The following is a 22,142-nucleotide window of genomic DNA, read 5'->3' as shown; positions in this document are numbered from 1 at the left end:
CGGCGACGGGCCCGGCGCCAGCTGACGCGTCCGGTGACGTGCCCGGCACCCGCTCCCGCACCCCCGCGCGACCGCCGCGGAGGTGCCGTCCTCGACCGCCGCCGCTCAAGGTCCGCTCGAGTACCGGTGGAGCGCCGGCTCCCCGGCCCGCCGGTTACCCCGGAGGTAATCGACACCCGGGCGGGGATCTGGAAAAGTCCCGATCATGACTTCTACCGAGGAACAGCTCGAGCGGGAGGCCGTGATCGGGCGGCTGAAGCCGGCCGCGTTACAGCGGCTCACGGAACGGCACCGGGCCAACCTGGACCCCGCGGCGGTGGCCGCGGACGCCGGTGTCGGCGCCCAGGAGGTGGCTGAGCACTTCCCCGACGAGGACGCGTTGCTGTCCGCGCTCGTCCTCGGCTCCTACCGGGCCCTCGCGGACAGCACGGAGGCAGCCGCCGAGGCCGCGGTGGCGGCGGGCACCGATCCGCTGGGACGCTGGGTGGCCGTCTGGCAGGGCATCCGGGAGTGGGCGGTGGCCCACCCGGAGGAGTACGTCCTGCTCTGGGGCCGCCCGGTGCCGGGGTACAGCGCCCCGCCGGAGACGATGGAGGCGGTCGCCCGCATCGTCCTCGCGATGGTGGCCGTCCTGCGCGACGCCCAGAAGGCGGGCGAGCTCACCGGTGACCGGCCGGGGGAGGCGCCGCTGACCGACGGGATGCGCCAGAACGTCGACGCGCTCGCCGCGGGCCTCCTCGATGGACTGCCCCGCCCGGTGATGGCCCGCATGTTCGTGGTGTGGACGCAGCTCCACGGCATGGTGGGCTTCGAGGTCAACAGCCACATCATGGACATCGCGCCGGACCCCACGGCGGTCTTCGAGCACGGGGCCGCGGCCATGGGGGAGTACATCGGCCTGCGCCGCCCCGCCGACCGGTGACGGAACGCTCCCCGCGCGGCGCCGACCGCGGCCGCACGCACCTGACGTGACCGTTCCGCCCCGAGGTGACGGCACTGTGCGTACGCTCCCGCGGCGCCCGCCCGACCGGTAGCCTCGGGGTGCGACCCGACAGCGGGCGGACGGCCGGGCGGACGTCGGTACGGCGTCCGGGCTGCCGTCGTGACGCGGCGAACGGGGCGACGGCGCGACCGGAGCGAGGGCGTGACCAAGTGCCCGGTGCGACGGCGTGACGGAGCGACCGGGGGCGACGCGGGGAGAGGCGGGGAGAGGCGGGGGAGTCACGAACTGGCGATGTCCGACGACGCCGAGAGCGGTCTGAGAAGGCTGACCCGTGACGCCCTCGTCCAGTTGCGGCCCGAGGGCGGCGACGGCATGTGGGGCTCCGGCTTCTTCGTCGCCCCCGGCTGGATCCTGACCTGCGCGCACGTCCTCGCCCCGCACCTCGGACAGGATCCCGCGACGCCCTTCCGCGTGCAGGGCGATGGCCTGGCCGCGGGCGAGCCGCGCCCGGCACGCCTGGAGGCGTGGCTCGTCGACGACGATCCGCTCGCGCGGGTGCCGCCCGACCAGGACCTGGCGCTCGTGCGGCTGACCGCCGAGGAGCCGCACCCGTCGGTGTGGCTCAGCGACCGGCCCGCCCGGCTGCCGGAACGCTTCGTCGTCGCGGGCTACCGCCGCACCGCGGAGGGCGGCACGGCACGGGCCTGTGAGGCGGACGCCCGGCGCGTCACCGGTCAGGGGCCGTACGGCGTACGGGTCACCGGCGTCCTGCCGAGCGGGGCCTGCGGGGGCCCCGCGGTCGACCCGGTCACCGGCGGCGTCGTGGCCCTGGCCCGGGCCAGGGACCGGAGGACCGGCACGTCCTTCCTGGTCAGCACCACGGCCCTGCACCGTTTCGGTGCTCTCGCCCGCCGGGTGCTCGCCGCCCACGACGTCTGGCACGCACACCGTGCCGCGCGCGACGCCCGCGACTGGGTCGCCGTACAGCGGAAGTTGCCCGGCGGCCTCGTCGTCTCCGGCGACCAGTGGAGCCCCCGCGACCGGAGCACGGCCCTGGCACTCCTGGCCGCGCTGCGGCCGCCCCCCTCGGCCCGTGCCGTCACCGAGACGCTCCGGGCCGCGTCGGGCGAGGACCTGTGCGCCGACGCGCAGCCACCGCCGCGCAGCTGGCGCGACGGCCACGGGCTGCTCTACGGACCGGACGCGACACCCGCGGCCGTGTACCTCCGCTATCTGCACCTGGTGGCGCGGTACGGACAGCAGACGGAGCCGGACGACGAGGCCGCCCGGCGGCTCCTCGCCTGGGTCCGGGAGCGGACGGGCGAAGTGAGCCTCTTCCTGCGGCCCTTGGTCGCCGACGCCTCGGTGCCGGACTCCCTGCGGCCCGCCGGAGCGGCCGGGGCCCGGCCGTTCCCCGCCCGCGGCGACGGCCGCCCCGTCGTCACCGTCGAACTCGAACCCGTGTACTACGCCCGGTCTCCCCGCGTCTACTGGCGCGTCGGGATCGACCACGGACACGGTGACCGGGTACCGCTGGACGAGGACAACCGCGGCGAGGGGGTGCCGGTGGCGGACGTCGTCGCACGCCTTGCCCGGCCCCTGGCGGAGGCCTTCCGGCGGGTGGACCTTCCGGAGCAGCCCGCCCCGCTGGAGGTCGCGCTACGGCGCCGCGGAGCTGAGCGGCGCCGCCAGGGAGCGCGCCGACGCCGTGCTGCGCTCCCGGCATCCGCTGACGCTGCTGCTGACCGTCGCGCACGCCGCCGATCTGCGCGCCCTCGGCCGGACGCGCCGCGCCGACGAGTTCGACGGTCCCGCCCGGCGGGAACTGCAACGGTCCTACGCGCAGCACCCGCAGACCGTCGCGGTCACCGAAGGGCGGCGCCCGGTCTGGGAGTTCGAGCCCTTGCCGCTGCACGGACTGCCTTGACCCGACCCGACCCGCACCCGCGGGGGTGTCAGGCCGACGGCCACAGGACGTCGAGCGCCTTGGCGAGCAGGGCGCGCACAGCACCCGACACCACGGCAGCGGCCGGCGCAAGGCGCGTGGCGCGGCGATTCGACTGACGGTTCATCGGACCTCCCGAGCAGGAACCCGGCCGAGTGCCGGGCTGCTCCCACTGTCCGTACGGGGGTGCCGTTGCCGAAGGGTCAACGCGTTGCGTCATGACGTCGTCACGGCGCCCCCGTCCTGGAAATCCGGGTGTTGCCTTGCGGCGACAGGGCGTGACGTCCGTGCGTGCTCGCAGAATTCGATCAAGGAGGTCCCGGTCGTCCTCGCGAGAATGCACCATACAAATACCTGTGGCCGCCTCCGGGCGCCTCAGAACGCGGCCGGGCCCCGGCCCCATTGAGAGGCCAGGGCGCCACAACACCGCCCGCGCACAAGCGAGTTGACTCCATCCGCTCGGGCGGTTTTCCCAGCGATCGGCGTGCTGTCCGTGGCTGACTTTGCCAACGGTTCGGCTGCTGTAGTCGATAGCTGATCGGTTCGTGATCGGTATCTGTCCGTACTTAGCGACTGCACTCGGTCAAATCGCTCATATGGGTACGACGAGCGAGCGCCGAAGCCTTGGAGCAGGGCGGACGCGATGCGATGCGCCCTAGCTGTGCGCCGGTGCCTTACCGGGGCGAGAAATTGCCCCCCGAAAAAGCGCCAGGAGGCGTCGGCGCGCTCTGTGCCGCCCCTGTCTCGTTAACAGGACATAGGGCGGGGCCACCCCCTGTCGGGGTCTTCGAGAAAGGTCCTGAGCCAAGAACGTGCTGGACACAGCCATGTTCCGGCGAGGGGCGGTCGGCAATGAGAAGGGAATGCGCGGGGGGCGCCGAAGGGCGAGCCTGTCGAGCGGCAATGGGCGGGTGCTACGGTCCCCGGACCGTGGCGGAAAGGATCGGCGGACGGGGAGGGGAGGTCGTGGAGGGGGGCGCATGAATTCGGCCAGGGGCTGCGTGAAAACGCCGCGACGCGCGTCTTTTCGACAGGCGGGGCGTCGCCCGTGACAGGTGGGATCCGGACAGGCGAAACCGGGTGCACCACCATGCAAGTGCCGCTTGACCAGCAGTTTTTGCGCGATGTGCGCTGTCTGGCCAGTGGCTCGTCGGCGCTCCCCGTGCTGTCCGTGCTGTCGGTCCTGTTCGGGAGCGGCCCAAGTTCGCCCTGCCTCCGCCCACCCCCGAGTGCCTCCGTACTCCGATGAAGAAATCGCGTGGAACCGCGTGGACGGCCGCACTCGGCTGATGTCACTTGTTTTATTGATTCGCCATTGATGGAAACAGTGCGGGACAGTGAAGGGCAGTGAAGGGCGATGAAGGACGGTAAAGGGCGGTAACACAATTCCTCGTCCGCAAAAGCCATCAGATCTTTCTTGAGCATGTGCATGGAGAAGCGCTGGTCGAAGAAGTTCAAGGACCAGGTGCCTCGTCCGGTAACCGCAATCACTGGCAGCGCGGTCGAAGCCGCGTCGCCAGAGCAATCACCCCAGTCCGGAGCCGTTCTCGTCCGGGCAAGCTGAACAGGAGTGGCAAGCAAATGATCCCGTTGTCCTACGCGCAGCGTCGCCTGTGGTTCATCGATCGCTTCGAGGGACCGTCGGCGACCTACAACGTCCCGTTCATGGTCAAGTTCACCGGCGCGCTGGACACGGACGCACTCGTGGCGGCCATCCGCGACGTGGTGGTCCGGCACGAGAGCCTGCGCACCCTGATCGTCGAGACCGCCGACGGCGTGCCCGGGCAGGAAGTGGTCGCCGCCGAGGACCTGCGCCTCGACGTGCCGCTGGTGGAGGTGGCGCCGGAGGACCTGCGCAGCGCCGCGGAGCAGGTCGCCCACCACCCCCTGATCCTCACCGAGGAACTGCCGCTGCGGGCGACGCTGTTCCGCACCGGCGACCGCGAGCACCACCTCCTCCTCCTGATCCACCACATCGCCGCCGACGGCGAGTCGGTGGGCCCGCTCGCACGCGACCTGTTCAGCTGCTACACCGCCCGCTGCGACGGCGCGGAACCCGAACTGCCGGAACTCCCCGTGCAGTACGCCGACTACACGCTGTGGCAGCGCGAGATGCTCGGGGACGAGAACGACCCCGAGAGCCTCCTGTCCCAGCAGCTCGGCTACTGGCACAAGGAGCTGGCGGGGGTTCCGCAGCCGCTGCGCCTCCCCACGGACCGGCCGCGCCCGCCCGTCGCCGGCCACCGCGGTGACGGGGTGCGCTTCTCCGTGGGCCCGGAGCTCCTGTCCCGCGTGGAGGAGGTCGCGCGCGCCGCCGACGTGACGCTGCCGATGGCCTTCCAGGCGGCGCTCGTGGTGACGTTGCAGCACCTCGGGGCGGGTGAGGACATCGCGATCGGCTCCACCATCGCGGGCCGCACCGATGAGGACCTCATCGACCTCGTGGGCTTCTTCGTCAACACCTGGGTGCTGCGGACCGACCTGTCGGGGACCCCGACGTTCGCGGAACTCCTCGACCAGGTGCAGGGCAAGGCCCTCGCGGCGTACGACAACCAGGACGCGCCGTTCGAGCGCCTGGTGGAGGTGCTCAACCCGGAGCGCTCCACGGCCTACCACCCCTTGTTCCAGACGATGTTCACCTGGGAGGAGTCGGGCCTGTGGCACGACTTCGAGCTGCCGGGGCTACAGGTGCGCTTAGAGGTGCTCTCCACGCCCACCGCGAAGTTCGACCTGGAGTTCAACTACTTCTCGGACCATGAGACCGGGGGGCTCGTCGTCTTCCTCGAGTACGCCACGGACCTGTTCGACCGGTCCACGGCGGAAGCCGTCGTGGACCGCTACCTCCGCGTCCTCGACCAGCTCGCGGACGCTCCGGACAAGCCGGTGGCCCTCACCGACGTCCTCGCCGCGGACGAGCGCGAACTCGTCCTGCGCCGCTTCAACGACACCGCCGTGGCGACGCCCGAGCTGACCGTCCCGGCACTCCTCGCCCGGCGGGCCGACGCCACCCCGCACGCCACCGCGCTGATCCACGGCGACGAGGAGCTGACGTACGCCGAGGTGGACGCGCGTGCCGAGCGGCTCGCGCGCGAGCTGGCCGCGCGCGGCGCGGGCCCCGAGACCGTGGTGGGCCTGGCGCTGCCCCGCTCCGCCGACCTCGTCATCGGCATGCTCGCCATCCTGAAGGCCGGCGCGGCCTATCTGCCGATCGACCCCAAGTACCCGAGCACCCGCCTCGACCACATCCTCGAAGACGCATCCCCGCGACTGATCCTTACCGGCGCCGACACCGCGGGCGTGCTGCCCGCGTCGGACGTGCCGCACCTGTACGTCGAGGACGTCGACTTCGACGCTCCGGGCCCGGACGTGTCGCTCGCCGCGGTGCGGCCCGCGAACGCCGCGTACGTGATGTACACCTCGGGTTCCACGGGTCTGCCCAAGGGCGTGACCATCACTCACCGCGACGTGGTCAACGGCGTCCTCCGCCTGGCCGACTCGGTGGGCATCAGTGCCGGGACCCGGATGCTCGCGGGGACGTCGGTGAACTTCGACGTGTCGGTGTTCGAGACGGTGACGACGCTGGCGGTGGGGGGCACCCTGGAGGTGGTCCGCGACGTCCTGGTGATCGGGGAGCGCGGCGGCTGGAGCGGTGGTGTGATCAGCACGGTGCCGTCGGTGTTCGCCGAACTTCTCGACCAGGTGGGCGGGAAGATCCGGGCGGATGCGGTGGTGTTCGCCGGTGAGGCGCTTCCGGCGGGGCTCGTGGAGCGGGTGCGGGAGGCGATTCCGGGCGTGCGCGTGGTGAACGCGTACGGTCAGACCGAGTCGTTCTACGCCACCACCTTCACCGCCGACGAGACCTGGACCGGCACGGCCAGCGCACCCATCGGCTCGCCCCTCGGCAACATGCGCACCTACGTCCTCGGCCCCGGCCTCAAGCCCATGGCCCCGGGAGTCGTGGGTGAGCTGTACGTCGCGGGTCATGTGGCGCGCGGCTACTTCGGCCGGTCCCGGCTGACCGCCGAGCGTTTCGTGGCCGACCCCTATGGTCCGGTCGGATCGCGGATGTACCGTACCGGTGACCTCGCTCGGTGGACGTCGGACGGTGTCCTGGAGTATGTGGGCCGTGACGACGCGCAGGTCAAGGTGCGCGGCTTCCGCATCGAGCCCGGTGAGGTGGAGGCGGCGCTGACCGCGCACCCGGGTGTGGCGCAGGCCGTCGTGGTCACCCACCAGGGGCGTGGTTCCACCCAGCTCGTCGGCTACGTCGTGCCGCAGGGCGCGGAGGAGTCGGGACTGGGTTCGGTGGAGAGCCTCGGCGAGCTGGAAGTCGACCTCAGGGCCACCGTGTCCTCGCGTGAGCTGCGGAAGTTCGTGTCCGGCAGGCTGCCCGAGTTCATGGTGCCGTCGCTGTTCGTGATGCTGGACCGGCTGCCGCTCGCGCCCAACGGCAAGCTGGACCGCAGGGCGCTGCCCGAGCCGGAGTTCACCGGCACCGCCTACCGTGCCCCGCGCACTCCCGCCGAGGAGGTCCTGGCCGGGGTGTACGCGGAGGTCCTGGGTCTGGACCGGGTCGGTATCGACGACGACTTCTTCGCCGTCGGCGGTGACTCCATCCGCTCCATCCAGGTCGTCTCCCGCGCCCGCGCACAGGGCGTCGAGGTGACCCCGCGCCAGATCTTCGAGCACCGCACCGTCGTCGACCTGGCGGAGGAGGCGGCGAAGGGCGGTGCCGCCGGGCCGGTCCTGGAGGAGCTCGAGGGCGGCGGTGTCGGCTTCATGCCGCTCCTCCCCATCGGCCACTACCTGGCCGAACTGGGCGGCGACCACGACCGGTTCACCATGTCGATGACCGTCGACCTGCCCGCGGGCATCCACGAGGCGGGCCTGAACGCCGTCCTGTCCGCCGTCGTCGACCGCCACGACATGCTCCGCTCCCGCCTGATCCGCACCGACGGCACCGGAGCCACCGGCGGCACCGGCGACGGCCTCGAGGTCGGTGCCCCCGGCACCGTCGACGTCGCCTCCCTCATCCACCGCGTGACCTGGACGGACCCCTGGGACGAGCACTGGCACCGGCGCGCCGCCGAAGAGGTGGAGGCCGCCGCGGACCGGCTCGACGCCGAGGCCGGGACCATGGCGCAGTTCGTGTGGTTCGACGCGGGCGCCGCGACGACCGGACGGCTCCTCCTCGTCCTGCACCACTTCGCCGTCGACGGCGTGTCCTGGCGCATCCTGCTGCCCGACCTCGCCGACGCCTGGCGGCAGGTGCGCGACGGCCGCGCACCGGAACTCGCCGAGGTCGCCACCTCCGCACGGCGCTGGGCGCACGCCCTGGTCGAGGAGGCCGCGTCCGAGACGCGCACGGCGGAACTCGCCCTGTGGCGTTCCATCGTCTCCGGACCCGACCCCGACCTCGGCTCCCGCCCCTTCGAACCCGCCGTGGACGTGATGTCCACCGTCGAGTCCGTCCACATCGACCTGCCCGTGGCCGCCACCGAGACGCTCCTGACGACCCTGCCCGCCGCCTACCGCGGCAGCGTCAACGACGGCCTGCTCGCCGCCCTCGCGCTCGCCGTCGCCGCATGGCGCCAGCAGCGCGGCATCACCGGGACCGAGGCGTCCTCACTGCTGCTGCGCCTCGAAGGCCACGGCCGTGAGGAGGCCGCCGCGCCCGGCGCCGACCTGTCCCGCACCGTCGGCTGGTTCACCAGCATGTTCCCCGTACGCCTCGACGTGACGGGCACGGACCTGAGCGAGGCGCTCGCGGGCGGCGCCGCCGCGGGCCGGGCCGTCAAGGCCGTCAAGGAACAGCTCCTCGCCGTCCCCGACAAGGGCATCGGCTACGGCCTCCTGCGCCACCTCAACCCGGAGACCGCCGACATCCTCGCCCGGCACGCGTCCGGCCAGATCTCCTTCAACTACCTGGGGCGCTACGCCGGCGCGGCCAACATGCCGGAGAACCTCCGCGGCCTCGGCTTCACCCAGGTCGAAGGCACCACGGAACTCATGGCCGCCCCCGACCCGGCCATGCCCGCCCTCGCGACCCTCGCCGTGAGCGCCTACGTCACCGACACCGCCGAAGGCCCCCGCCTCGACGCCCGCCTCGACTTCCCCGGCGGCCTGCTCACCACGGCCGAGGTCGAGGAGCTCGCCGCGCTGTGGCGCACCGCCCTCGAAGGCCTCGCCGAGCACGCGACGCGGCCCGGCGCGGGCGGCCTGACCCCCTCGGACGTACCGCTGGTCAGCACGGACCAGGCCGAACTCGAACGCTGGGAGGAGGCCTACCCGGGGCTCGTCGACGTATGGCCGCTGACCGCCATGCAGGACGGCCTGCTGTTCCACGCCGAACTCGCGGGCGCCGACTTCGACGCCTACCAGATGCAGCTCGCCTTCCACCTCGCGGGCGAGGTCGACCCGCGGCGGATGTGCGCCGCGGGCCAGGCCCTCCTCGACCGCTACCCCAACCTGCGGGCCGGGTTCGTCCTCGACACCGCGGGCGAACGCGTCCAGGTCGTCGCCGAGCACGTCGCACTGCCCTGGCAGGAGTACGACTTCAGCGACCTGCCCGAAGCGGAGCGCGACACCCGCCTGAAGCAGCACCTGGCCACGGAACACGCCACCCACTTCGACCTCAGCGCCGCACCGCTCGTACGCATGTCCCTGGTCAAACTGGCCGACGACAAGTGGGAACTCGTCTTCACCGCCCACCACGTCCTCTTCGACGGCTGGTCGGTGCCCATCGTCATGCAGGACCTGCTGCGCCTGTACGGCTCGGCGGGCGACGCGTCCCAGCTGCCGCGGGCCCGCAGCTACCGCGACTTCCTCGCCTGGTTGTCCCGGCGCGACCGCGACGAGGCCGCCCGCGCCTGGGCCGAGGAACTCGCCGGCATCGAGGCGCCCACGCTGCTGTCCACGGGCGCCGTCGAAGCGGAGGCCGAGGCCATCGGCCAGGTCGACGTGCCGCTCTCCTCGGGGGCGGCCCGCGAACTGGCCCGCCGGGCCGCGGAGCTCGGCGTCACCCAGAACACCCTGATCCAGGGTGCCTGGGCGGTCCTGCTCGCCGGGCTCACCGGCCGCAGGGACGTAGTGTTCGGAGCCACCGTCTCCGGGCGCCCGCCGCAGGTGACGGGCGTGGACGACATGGTCGGCCTGTTCATCAACACCCTGCCGGTACGCGTCGACTGCACGCCGTCCGCCACCCTGCGCGACCTGCTCGGCGACCTCCAGGAGCGGCAGAGCCGCCTCATGGACCACCATCACCACGGACTGCTCCAGATCCACCAGGCCATGGGCCTGCACGTCCTCTTCGACAGCATCGTCGGCTTCGAGTCGTTCCCCATCGACGCCGTCGCCCTCACCGACGCCAACACGGCCGCGGGCATCGAACTCACCGGCGTCAGCCCGTCCAGCGGCGCGCACTACCCGCTGGTCGTGATGGCCTTCGCCGAGCCGCACCTGAAGGTGGCCCTCCAGTACCAGCACCACCTCTTCGCGCGGGAGCGCGTCACCGACATCGCCGTCAGGCTCGGCCACATCCTCGACCTCCTGGTCACCGACCCGGACACCCCGGTGGCCGCCCTCGGCCTCCTCGACCGGAGCGAGCGCGACCGCATCCTCGTCGACTGGAACGACACCGCCGTGCCGGCCGCCGGCCGCACCGTCCCGCGGACCTTCGAGGCGCAGGCCGCCCGGACACCGGACGCCGTCGCCGTCCAGGACGGCACACAGTCCCTGACGTACCGGGAGGTGGACGAGCGCGCGAACCGGATCGCGCAGCTCCTGACCGCACGGGGCGTGGGCCAGGACTCCGTCGTCGGCCTCGCCCTGCCGCGCTCCGCCGGCCAGGTCGTCGCCGTCGTCGCCGTCCTCAAGGCGGGCGGCACCTATCTGCCCGTCGACCCCGAGTACCCCGCCGAGCGCCTCGCCTTCATGCTGAGCGACGCCGCCCCCGCCCTCGTCCTCACCGACGCCGCGATCGTGGCCGGACTGCCGCGGAGCGACTGCCCGTACGTGGTGCTCGACGACCCCGCCGTCCGGCGGGAGATCGCCGACGCCCCGGCGGGCCCGCCGGTCGCGGCGAGCCGCGGCCACGAGGACCAGCTGGCGTACGTGATGTACACCTCCGGGTCCACCGGCACCCCCAAGGGCGTCGGCGTCACCCACCGCGGCGTGGTCGGCCTCGCCGCGGACCGCGCCTACGAGGGCGACCGGCACGAGCGCGTCCTCATGCACTCCGCCCAGGCCTTCGACGCCTCCACCTACGAACTGTGGGTGCCGCTCCTGAACGGCGGCACCGTCGTCGTCGCCCCGCCGGGGCGCCTGGACGCGACCGCGCTCGCCCAGGTGATCACCGAGCAGCGGGTCACCGCGCTCCTCGTCGCCGCCGGCCTGTTCAAGGTCGTCGCCGACGAGATGCCCGAGGCCTTCACCGGCGTACGCGAGGTGTGGTCCGGCGGCGACGTCGTGCCGCCCGCCGCGGTGGAGCGGGTCATGGCCGCCTGCCCCGGCATCAGGGTCGTCGACGCCTACGGCCCCACCGAGGCGACGATGGCCGCCTCCGTCCACCCCATGGCCACCCCCGACGACATCGGCGCGGTCGTCCCCATCGGCCGCCCCCTGGACAACACCCGCGTGTACGTACTCGACTCGGCGCTGCGACCGGTGCTCCCCGGAGTGCCGGGAGAGCTGTACGTCGCCGGTGAGCGCCTGGCCCGCGGCTATCTGAACCGGCACGCCCTGACCGCCGAACGCTTCGTCGCCTGCCCCTTCGGCGGGACCGGTGAGCGCATGTACCGCACCGGTGACGTCGTGGCCTGGACGCCCGACGGCCGCCTGGTCTTCCGGGGCCGCGCCGACACCCAGGTCAAGGTGCGGGGCTTCCGCATCGAGCCGGGCGAGGTCGAGGCCGCCCTCGTCGGCCACCCCGGCATCGCCCAGGCCGTGGTGACCGTCAGCGAGGACACCGCGGGCGAGCGGCGCCTCGCCGGCTACGTGGTGCCGCTGCTCGACGGCACCGACCACAGCCAGGAGGCCGAGCAGCAGGTCGACGAGTGGGAGCAGATCTACGACCAGGTCTACTCCGCGGCCAACACCGTCTGGGGCGAGGACTTCACCGGCTGGGACTCCAGCTACTCCGGACGCCCCATCGCCCTGCACGAGATGCGGGACTGGCGGGACGCCGCCGTCGAACAGATCACCCGCTGGAACCCCCGCCGGGTCCTCGAACTCGGCGTCGGATCGGGCCTGCTGATGGCACACATCCTCGCCGGGGTGGAGGAGTACTGGGCCACCGACCTGTCCTCGCAGGTCGTCCAGCGCCTCACCGCCGAGGTCGAGCAGGCCGGCTACGCCGACAAGGTCACCCTGCGCCACCAGATGGCCGACGACGTCACCGGGCTGCCGCAAGGACACTTCGACACCGTCGTCCTCAACTCGGTGATCCAGTACTTCCCCGACGCCGACTACCTCGACCAGGTGCTAGCCCAGGCCTTCACGCTGCTCGCCCCCGGCGGGCGGATCGTGGTGGGCGACGTGCGCAACGCCGCCACGCTCCCGCTCTTCCGGTCCGGAGTGCAGCGCGCCCACCACCCGGAGGCGGCCCCTTCGGTGGCGCGCGCGGCCATCGCCCGCTCCATGCTGATGGAGCAGGAGCTCGTCCTCGACCCGGAGTGGTTCACGCGGTGGGCCGAGCGGCACGGCGCGGCCGGCGCGGACATCCGCCTCAAGCCGGGCGCCGCCCACAACGAACTCACGCGCCACCGCTACGAGATCACCCTGCACAAGGCGCCCGCCGACCTCGTCGACCTGAGCGGCACCCCCGTCGTCCACTGGGGCCGCCAGGCCGGTGACCTGCGGGGCCTGACCCAGCTGTGCCGCACCGCGGAGAACGGGCCCGTCCTGCGCGTGGCGCGCGTACCCAACGCCCGTCTCACGGGTGAGGTCGCCATGGCCGTCGAGGCGCAGGTGATGGACGCGCCCGCGGTGTCGGGACCCGCCGTGGACCCGCAGGACCTGCGGGACTGGGCGGACGAGCACGGCTTCGGTCTGCTCCTGACGTGGTCGGCGCAGGCCCCCGAGTGCTTCGACGCCCTCGTCTTCACCGACGGCACGGTGCCCGAGGCCCCGCTCACCGGCGGCTTCACGCCCTCGCACCGAGCCGACCGCACCCTGGCGAGCGACCCGGCCGCGGCCGGCCGCATCGGCACCCTCGTCGGCGGCATGCGCGGCTATCTCCAGGAGCGGCTGCCCGCCCACCTCGTGCCCGCCTCGGTGGTGGCCATCGCCGAGGTGCCGCTGACCGCCAACGGCAAACTGGACCACAAGGCACTGCCCACGCCCGACTTCGCCGCGGTCGCCACCGGGCGCGCGCCGCGCACCCCGCAGGAAGAGCTCCTGTGCGGCCTGTTCGCCGAGGTCCTCGGCCTGGACCGGGTCGGCATCGACGACGACTTCTTCACCCTCGGCGGACACTCGCTGCTCGCCACCCGTCTGGTCAGCCGCATCCGCGCCGTCCTCGGGGTCGAACTGCCCATCCGGGTCATCTTCGCCGCCCCGAGCGTCGTGGACCTCGTCGGCCACCTCGGCCGTGGCGACCGGGTGCGGCCGCCCCTGACCCGCGTCGAACCCCGCCCGGACCTGGTACCCCTGTCCTTCGCCCAGCGCCGCCTATGGTTCATCGACAAGTTCGAGGGCCCCTCGTCGACGTACAACGCGCCCTTCCCGCTGCGCCTGACCGGCGAGGTGGACACCGACGCCCTCGGCGCCGCGGTGCAGGACGTGATCACCCGGCACGAGAGCCTGCGCACCGTGTTCGCCGAGGACGGCGACGGCGTGCCGCACCAGCGGGTCCTGCCCGCCGCCGCGGCCCGCGTCGACGTGCCGGTCGTGGACGTCGCGCCCGGCGACCTGCCGGACGCCATCGCCGGGTTCGCGGCCCACCGGTTCGACCTGGCCGGGGAGATCCCCGTGAAGGCGGTCCTGCTGCGCCTCGCCGAGCAGGACCACGTACTGATCCTCATGACCCACCACATCGCGAGCGACGGCTCGTCGATGGCTCCCATGGCCCGTGACCTGGCGGCCGCCTACACGGCCCGCCTCGCCGGGCAGGCACCCCGCTGGGCGGAGCTGCCCGCCCAGTACATCGACTACACGCTGTGGCAGCGCGATCTGCTCGGCGACGAGGACGACCCCGAGAGCCTGCTGTCCTCGCAGATCGGCTACTGGCGCGAGGAACTCGCCGGGGTGCCGCAGCCGCTCCAGCTGCCCACGGACCGGCCGCGGCCGCCGCAGGCGAGCCACCGCGGCGAGGCGGTCGACTTCGCGCTCTCCCCGGAGACCGCGGCGGCCGTCGAGGAACTGGCCCGCGAGCGCGGCGCCACCGTGTCGATCGTCCTCGAGGCCGCGCTCGCGGTGCTCCTGCACGGCCTCGGCGGCGGTGACGACATCACCATCGGCTCGCCCATCGCCAACCGCACCGACGAGAACCTGACCGACATGGTCGGCTTCTTCGTCAACACCTGGGTGCTGCGCGCCCGACTCGACGGCAACCCGGCCTTCACCGACGTCCTCGACCAGGTGCGCACCAAGTCCCTGGCGGCGTACGACAACCAGGACGTGCCCTTCGAGCGCCTGGTGGAGGACCTCAACCCGGACCGCTCCACCGCCTACTCGCCGCTGTTCCAGGTGATGTTCGCCTGGCAGAACTTCAGCCGCGAGGACTTCGAACTCCCCGGGGTGCAGGTGGAGTTCGAGCGGCTGCGCAGCGAGACCGCGAAGTTCGACCTGTTCTTCAACATGGGCGACCTGCCCGGCCTCGGCGTCGTGGGCTCGCTGGAGTACGCGAGCGACCTGTTCGACGCGGCCACCGCCCGCACCGTCGCGGACCGCTTCGTACGGCTCCTCGGCCGGCTCGCGGCCGAGCCCGCCCGGCGCATCGGATCCGTCGAACTCGTCGAACCCGACGAGCGTGACCTGGTGCTCCGCGGCTTCAACGACACCGCCGCGCAGACGCCCGCCCTCACCGTCCCCGGCCTGATCGCCCGGCAGGCCGCGGCCACCCCCGACGCCGTCGCGGTGGTCCACGGCGACCTGCACCTCACGTACGCCGACCTGGAGGCCCGGGCCACGTGCCTCGCCGCCGAGCTGGCGGGCCGGGGCGTCGGCACGGAGTCGGTCGTGGGCCTGGCCCTGCCGCGCTCCGCGGACCTCGTCGTCGGCATGCTCGGCATCCTGAAGGCGGGCGCGGCCTATCTGCCGATCGACCCCAAGTACCCGAGCAGCCGCCTTGACTTCATCCTGGAGGACGCCGCCCCGCAGCTGGTCCTCACCGACGCGGACACCGTCGGCGTCCTGCCCGTGAGCGACGTCCCGCACCTGTTCATCGGTGACGTCGACCTCACCGGCACCCCGCACCACACGCTCCCGAACGGCGCGCACCCCGACCACACCGCCTACGTGATGTACACCTCCGGCTCCACCGGCACCCCCAAGGGCGTCGCGGTCACCCACCACAACGTGGTCAACGGCGCGCTGCGGCTCGTCGACGCGGTGGGTATCGGCGCCGGGACCCGGATGCTCGCGGGGACGTCGGTGAACTTCGACGTGTCGGTGTTCGAGGCGGTGACGACGCTGGCGGTGGGGGGCACCCTGGAGGTCGTCCGCGACGTCCTGGTGATCGGGGAGCGCGGCGGCTGGAGCGGTGGTGTGATCAGCACCGTGCCGTCGGTGTTCGCAGAGCTGTTGGACCAGGTGGGCGGGAAGATCCAGGCGGATGCGGTGGTGTTCGCCGGTGAGGCGCTTCCGGCGGGGCTCGTGGAGCGGGTGCGGGAGGCGATTCCGGGCGTGCGCGTGGTGAACGCGTACGGTCAGACCGAGTCGTTCTACGCCACCACCTTCACCGCCGACGAGACGTGGACCGGTACGGCCGGCGCACCGATCGGTTCCCCGCTGGGCAACATGCGCACCTACGTCCTCGGTGCGGGCCTGAAGCCCGTGCCCGTCGGTGTCGTGGGTGAGCTGTATGTGGCGGGCAATGTGGCGCGCGGCTACTTCGGCCGGTCCCGGCTGACCGCCGAGCGTTTCGTGGCCGACCCCTATGGTCCGGTCGGATCGCGGATGTACCGTACCGGTGACCTGGCGCGGTGGACGTCGGACGGTGTCCTGGAGTATGTGGGCCGTGACGACGCGCAGGTCAAGGTGCGCGGCTTCCGCATCGAACCCGGCGAGATCGAGTCCGCCCTGACCCGGCACCGCAACGTCGCCCAGGCAGTGGTGACCACACGGCAGGTCAACGGCAGCACGCAGCTCGTCGGCTACGTGGTGCCGGTCGGCGCGACCGAGTCCGGTGCGACCGACAGCATCGACCTCACGGCCGGCGTGTCCGCCAAGGAGCTGCGCGCCTTCGTCGGCGACCGGCTGCCCGAGTTCATGGTGCCCGCGGTCTTCGTGCTCCTCGACCGACTGCCGCTCGCGCCCAACGGCAAGCTGGACCGGGCCGCGCTGCCCGAGCCGGAGTTCACCGGCGGCACCTACCGCGCCCCGCGCACCCCGGCCGAGGAAATACTCGCCGGTGTCTACGCCGAGGTCCTGGGTCTGGACCGGGTCGGCGTCGACGACGACTTCTTCGCCGTCGGCGGTGACTCCATCCGCTCCATCCAGGTCGTCTCCCGCGCCCGCGCACAGGGCGTCGAGATCACCCCGCGGCAGATCTTCGAGCACCGCACGGTGGCCGACCTCGCCGAGGCCGCCCAGGACGGAACCGGGACCGGCACGGTCCTTGAGGAGCTGGCGGGCGGCGGCGTGGGCACCATGCCACTGCTGCCCATCGCCCGGCACATCACCGAACTGGGCGGTGGCTACGACCGGTTCGCGATGTCCACCGTGGTGGACCTGCCGCGGGACATCGACGGGCCCGGCCTCGTCGCCACGCTGTCCGCGGTCGTCGACCGTCACGACGTGCTGCGCGCGAAGCTGCTCACCGACGGCGACGGCGGCCTGGAGGTCACCGGCACCGGCACCGTCGACGTGGCGGCACTGGTGCGCCGGGTGCCGTGCGACGGCAGTTGGGACGCGCCTGCCTGGCACGAGCTGGCCGCCGCGGAACTGGACGCCGCCACCGGGCGCCTGGCCCCGGCGGCCGGCGTGATGGCCCAGTTCGTGTGGTTCGACGCGACCGGAGCCACGGGCACCGCCGACGCCACGGACGCGACCGGAGCCGCGAACGCGGGCGCCGCGAACACCGGCACCACGGACGCGACCGGCGCCGCGAACACCGCAGCCGCCCCCGTCACCGGACGCCTGATCATCGTCCTGCACCACCTGGCCGTCGACGGCGTGTCCTGGCGCATCCTGCTCCCGGACCTCGCCCAGGCCTGGGAGCAGGTGCGGGAGGGCCGTACCCCGCAGCTCGCCGCCGTCGGCACCTCGGTGCGCCGCTGGTCGCACGCCCTCGCGGAGGCCGCGCGCACCCCGGAGCGGGAGGCCGAACTCCCGCTGTGGCGCGGCGTCGTGGAAGGCCCCGACCCGCTGATCGGCCCGCGTGCCCTCGACCCGGCGGTGGACGTGCGGTCCACCGTGGAGACCGTACGGGTCGACCTGCCCACGGCCGCCACCGAGACGCTCCTGACGACCCTGCCCGCGGCGTTCCACGGCGGCGTCAACGACGGCCTCCTCGCCGGTCTCGCCCTGGCCGTGGCCAAGTGGCGCGCGGTCAGGGGTGTCGAGGGGAGCGAGGCGTCCTCGACACTGATCAAGCTGGAGGGCCACGGCCGCGAGGAGTACGCGGCGCCCGGCGCCGACCTGTCACGCACCATGGGCTGGTTCACCAGCATGTTCCCGGTGCGCCTCGACGTCGGCGGCTTCGACGTCGACCAGGCCCTCGCCGGTGGCGCCGCCGCGGGCGGTGTGGTCAAGGCGGTCAAGGAGCAGCTGAACGCGATCCCCGACAAGGGCATCGGCTACGGCATGCTGCGCTACCTCAACCCCGGGACCGCGGAGGTCCTCGCGGCCCACGACACCGGGCAGATCTCCTTCAACTACCTGGGCCGCTTCGCCGCCGACGACATGCCGGAGAACCTCCGCGGCCTCGGCTGGACCGTGGCCGCGGGCGCCGAAGGGCTGTTCGCGGAACCGGACGCCGACATGCCCGTCCTGGCGACGGTGGAGGTGACCGCGTACGTCACCGACACCGCCGAAGGCCCGCGTCTCACCGCCCAGCTGGGATTCCCCGGCCGACTGCTGTCCGAAGGACAGGCGCGGGAGCTCGCCGACCTGTGGTGCACCGCCCTCGAAGGCCTGGCACGGCACGCGGCGCAGCCGGGCGCGGGCGGCCTGACACCGTCGGACGTGCCGCTGGTGACGGTCGGGCAGCGCGACATCGAGGGCTGGGAGAAGCAGTACCCCGGCGTGGTGGACGTCTGGCCGCTGACCGCCACGCAGTCCGGCCTGCTGTTCCAGAGCAGGCTGACCGGCGCCGGGTTCGACGCCTACCAGATGCAGCTCGCCTTCCACCTGTCGGGCGCTGTCGACCCGCGGCGGATGCGGGCCGCGGGCCAGGCGCTCCTGGACCGGCACGAGAACCTGCGCACCGCGTTCGTGACCACCGCGGCGGGCCAGGAGGTCCAGCTCGTCCTTGAGCGCGCCGAACTGCCGTGGCAGGAGATCGACCTCAGCCGGCTGCCGGAGGCCGAGCGGGACGCCGCCCTGGAGGAGTTCCTCGCCGCGGACCACGCCGCGCACTTCGACCCGGTCGCCCCGCCGATGCTGCGCATGTCGCTGATCCGCCTGGACAGCGAACGCCACGAGCTGGTGTTCACCGCCCACCACGCGCTGTACGACGGCTGGTCACTGCCGCTGCTGATGCAGGACCTGATCCTGCTGTACGGGTCCCAGGGCGACGCGGGGCAGCTGGAGCGGGTGCGCGGCTATCGCGACTTCCTCACCTGGCTGGACCGCCAGGACCGCGTGGAGTCCGCACGGGCCTGGGCGGCGGAACTGGCGGGCGTGGAGGAGCCCACCCTCGTCGCCCCGCACGCGGCCCAGCACACCGGCGGTCGGCCGGCGGGCGCCGATGTGGAGCTCGACGCCGACACCGCCCGCCGCCTCACCCGGCGCGCCGCCGAGCTGGGCATCACCCTCAACACCCTGGTCCAGGGCGTCTGGGGCGTGCTGCTCAGCCACCTCACGGGCCGCCAGGACGTGGTGTTCGGCGCCACGGTGTCGGGGCGTCCGCCGCAGGTCCAGGGCGTCGACGAGATGGTGGGCCTGTTCATCAACAGCCTGCCGGTGCGGGTGCCGACCGCGCCCGGGCAGACCCTGAGCGGGCTCCTCACCGAGGTCCAGGAACGGCAGGGCGCGCTCCTCGACCACCACCACTTCGCTCTCGCCGAGATCCAGGAGAGCGCCGGCGTCGGCCCCCTCTTCGACACCCTGGTGGTCTTCGAGTCCTACCCGGTCGACCGGGCCGGGCTCGACGAGGCCCACAGCGTGGCCGGGATCACCATCACCGGGATCCGCCCGCAGTCGGGCACCCACTACCCGCTGTCGCTGGGGGCGAGCGCGGACCCGCATCTGCGCCTGGGCATCGAGTACCAGGACAACCTGTTCACGGCGGCGGAGGTGCGGCGCGTCGCCACCCGGCTCGGGCGGATCCTGGAGCAGTTCGCCGACGACCCGGACACGCCGCTCGCCGCCCTCCACATCCTGGACGAGGACGAGCGCGACCTGGTCCTGAACCGCTACAACGACACGGCGCGCGAACTGCCCGAGCGGACCCTCACCCAGCTCGTCGAGGAACAGGCCGCGCAGCAGCCGGAGGCCCTCGCGGTGGTCTGCGGCGACCAGCGGCTGACCTACGCGGAGGTGAACGAGCGCGCCAACCGGCTCGCCCGTGACTTCGCGGGCCGCGGCGTCGGCCCCGACGACACCGTGGCCGTGGTCCTGCCGCGCACGCCCGACCTCGTGGTCGCGCTGCTCGCCGTCATCAAGTCCGGTGCCGCCTATGTGCCGATCGACCCGAACTACCCGAGCACGCGCCTGGAGCACATCCTGGCCACCGCCGCACCGCGGCTGATCGTCACCGACACCGCGGCGGCCGCTGTGCTCGACGGCCGGGACACCAGGGACACGCCGCTGCTGTACGTGGACCGGGTGGACGTCTCCGGCCGTCCCGGCACCGACCTGGACGACAGCGAGCGCACTCGCGCGCTGCACCCGGACCACCTCGTCTACCAGGTGTACACCTCGGGTTCGACGGGCCTGCCCAAGGGCGTGGGCATCACCCACGCCAACCTGGTCAATGCCCTGGACGGTCTGGTGAGGCAGGTGGGTGTCTCGCCGGGCTGGCGGATGCTGACCAGTACCTCGATCGGTTTCGACGTCGCCGCGTTCGAGTTGTTCTCCACGCTCACCACGGGTGGAAGCGTCGAGATCGTGCGCGATGTCCTGGCGCTCGCCGAGCGGGACAGCTGGGAGGTGGACGTCATCAGCTCGGTGCCTTCCGCCTTCGCGGAACTCGTCGATCAGCTCGGTGACCGCGTGCAGCCGAAGTCGCTCGTGTTCGCCGGTGAGGCCTTGACGCCGTCTTTGGTGGAGCGGATCAGGGCGAACTGGCCCGAGGCACGCATCGTCAACGGCTATGGGCCCAGTGAGACGTTCTATGTGACGGCTCACGGCCTGGACGCCGAACGTGAGTACACCTCGGGTGTGCCGATCGGTCGTCCGCTGGGGAACCTGCGGGCCTACATCCTGGGCCCGGGTCTGACCCCTGCGGCTCCGGGTGCGATCGGGGAGCTGTACATGGCTGGTGCGGGTGTGGGCCGCGGCTATCACAACCGTCCGGCGTTGACCGCCGAACGCTTCGTGGCTGATCCGTTCGGTCCGGCGGGTGCGCGGATGTATCGCACGGGTGACCTGGCCCGCTGGGATGCGCGTGGTGAGCTGGAGTATGTGGGGCGTGCGGATTCGCAGGTGAAGATCCGCGGGTTCCGTATCGAGCCGGGCGAGGTGGAGGCGGCGGTGGCCGCGCACCCGGAGGTGGCTCAGGCGGCGGTTGTCGCGCGGTCAAGCGCGGGCAGCAAGCAGCTCGTCGCCTACGTGGTCCCGGCGCCGGACGCCGGGGAGGTGACCACCAGTGATCTGCGGGAGTTCGTGGCGGGGAGGCTGCCGGAGTTCATGGTGCCGGCTGCGTTCGTGGTCCTTGAGCGGCTGCCGCTGTCGCCCAACGGCAAGCTGGACCAGCGGGCGCTCCCGGCGCCGGAGTTGACGGGTTCGGCGGTTTATCGTGCGCCGCGTTCGCCGCAGGAAGAGGTTCTTGCGGGGTTGTTCGCGGATGTGCTCGGGGTGGAGAAGGTCGGTATCGACGACAATTTCTTCGACCTGGGTGGGCACTCGCTGCGGGCGACGCGTCTGGTGAGTCGTATCCGTACGGTCCTGATGCTCGACGTGCCGATGCGGATCGTCTTCCAGGCCCCGACCGTCGCCGGACTCATGGAGTACCTGATGTCCGGGGACGAGTCCACCGCCGGCCACACCGACCCGTACGGAGTGGTGCTGCCCCTGCGGACCGGCGGCTCCGAGGGAACGGTGTGGTTCATCCACCCCGGCATCGGCCTGTGCTGGTCCTACCTGGGCTTCGCCGTACAACTGGGGGACCGGCCCGTCTACGCCATCCAGGCGCGGGGCTTCGACGGCTCACCGCGGCCCACGTCCGTCGAGGACATGGTGGCCGACTACACGGAGCAGATCCTCGGCGTACAGCCGCAGGGCCCCTTCCGCCTGGTCGGCCACTCCATCGGCGGCACCCTCGGGCACGCCGTCGCAGCGGAACTACAGCGCCGCGGACACCAGGTGGAGCTGCTCGCCCTCCTGGACTCCGTACCGAGCGTCTGGTTCGCGCGCAACAGCGGGGACAACGACCTCCAGCTGTCCGAGGCCAGGGAGTTCCTCCTGGGCTACCTGCCGGACCCGGGCGGCGAGGCCGCGGCCGACCGCCAGTCCCTCGCGGAGAACGGTGCCGCGCTCATGGTCGACCACGTCAGCATGATGCGTGACTACCCCACGCCGCAGTACCGCGGAGACGTGCTGTTCTTCAACGCCACCCTGAATCCCGACGAGTCGTACGTGGGCCAGTGGCAGCCCTACATCGAGGGCGCGATACGGGAGTTCGACATCGAGGCCACCCACTTCGGGCTGAACTCGCCGGAGCCCACGGCCGAGATCTGCAAGATCATCAACCGCTATCTGTGAGCACAGGGA

Annotated in this window: 3 protein-coding genes; all 3 read left to right on the top strand. The window is 72.4% G+C overall.

Annotated elements, in window-relative coordinates:
- Positions 1-205: 205 nt before the first annotated feature.
- A complete protein-coding gene (locus ACH4DX_RS07575; protein WP_398114284.1) occupies positions 206-922 on the top strand; it encodes a TetR-like C-terminal domain-containing protein in 717 nt (238 codons plus the stop codon).
- Between the two features lie 312 nt (positions 923-1,234).
- Entirely contained in the window at positions 1,235-3,007 is a 1,773-nt protein-coding gene (locus ACH4DX_RS07570; RefSeq protein ID WP_398154391.1) for a serine protease, read from the top strand.
- Positions 3,008-4,469: 1,462 nt separating this feature from the next.
- On the top strand, positions 4,470-22,133 hold the full coding sequence (locus ACH4DX_RS07565; protein WP_398154390.1) for an amino acid adenylation domain-containing protein: 17,664 nt from the start codon (positions 4,470-4,472) through the stop codon (positions 22,131-22,133).
- The last annotated feature ends 9 nt before the right edge of the window (positions 22,134-22,142 follow it).

Origin of the sequence: Streptomyces sp. NPDC017940 (genome assembly GCF_044328435.1) — a bacterium.
Taxonomy (GTDB): domain Bacteria; phylum Actinomycetota; class Actinomycetes; order Streptomycetales; family Streptomycetaceae; genus Streptomyces.
Note: the sequence above shows the minus strand (reverse complement) of the source record. Positions and strands in the feature narration are given on the sequence as shown.

Coding starts and splice junctions, on each gene's coding strand:
- ACH4DX_RS07575 (WP_398114284.1), top strand. CDS start 206: ATGACTTCTACCGAGGAACAGCTCGAGCGGGAGGCCGTGATCGGGCGG.
- ACH4DX_RS07570 (WP_398154391.1), top strand. CDS start 1,235: ATGTCCGACGACGCCGAGAGCGGTCTGAGAAGGCTGACCCGTGACGCC.
- ACH4DX_RS07565 (WP_398154390.1), top strand. CDS start 4,470: ATGATCCCGTTGTCCTACGCGCAGCGTCGCCTGTGGTTCATCGATCGC.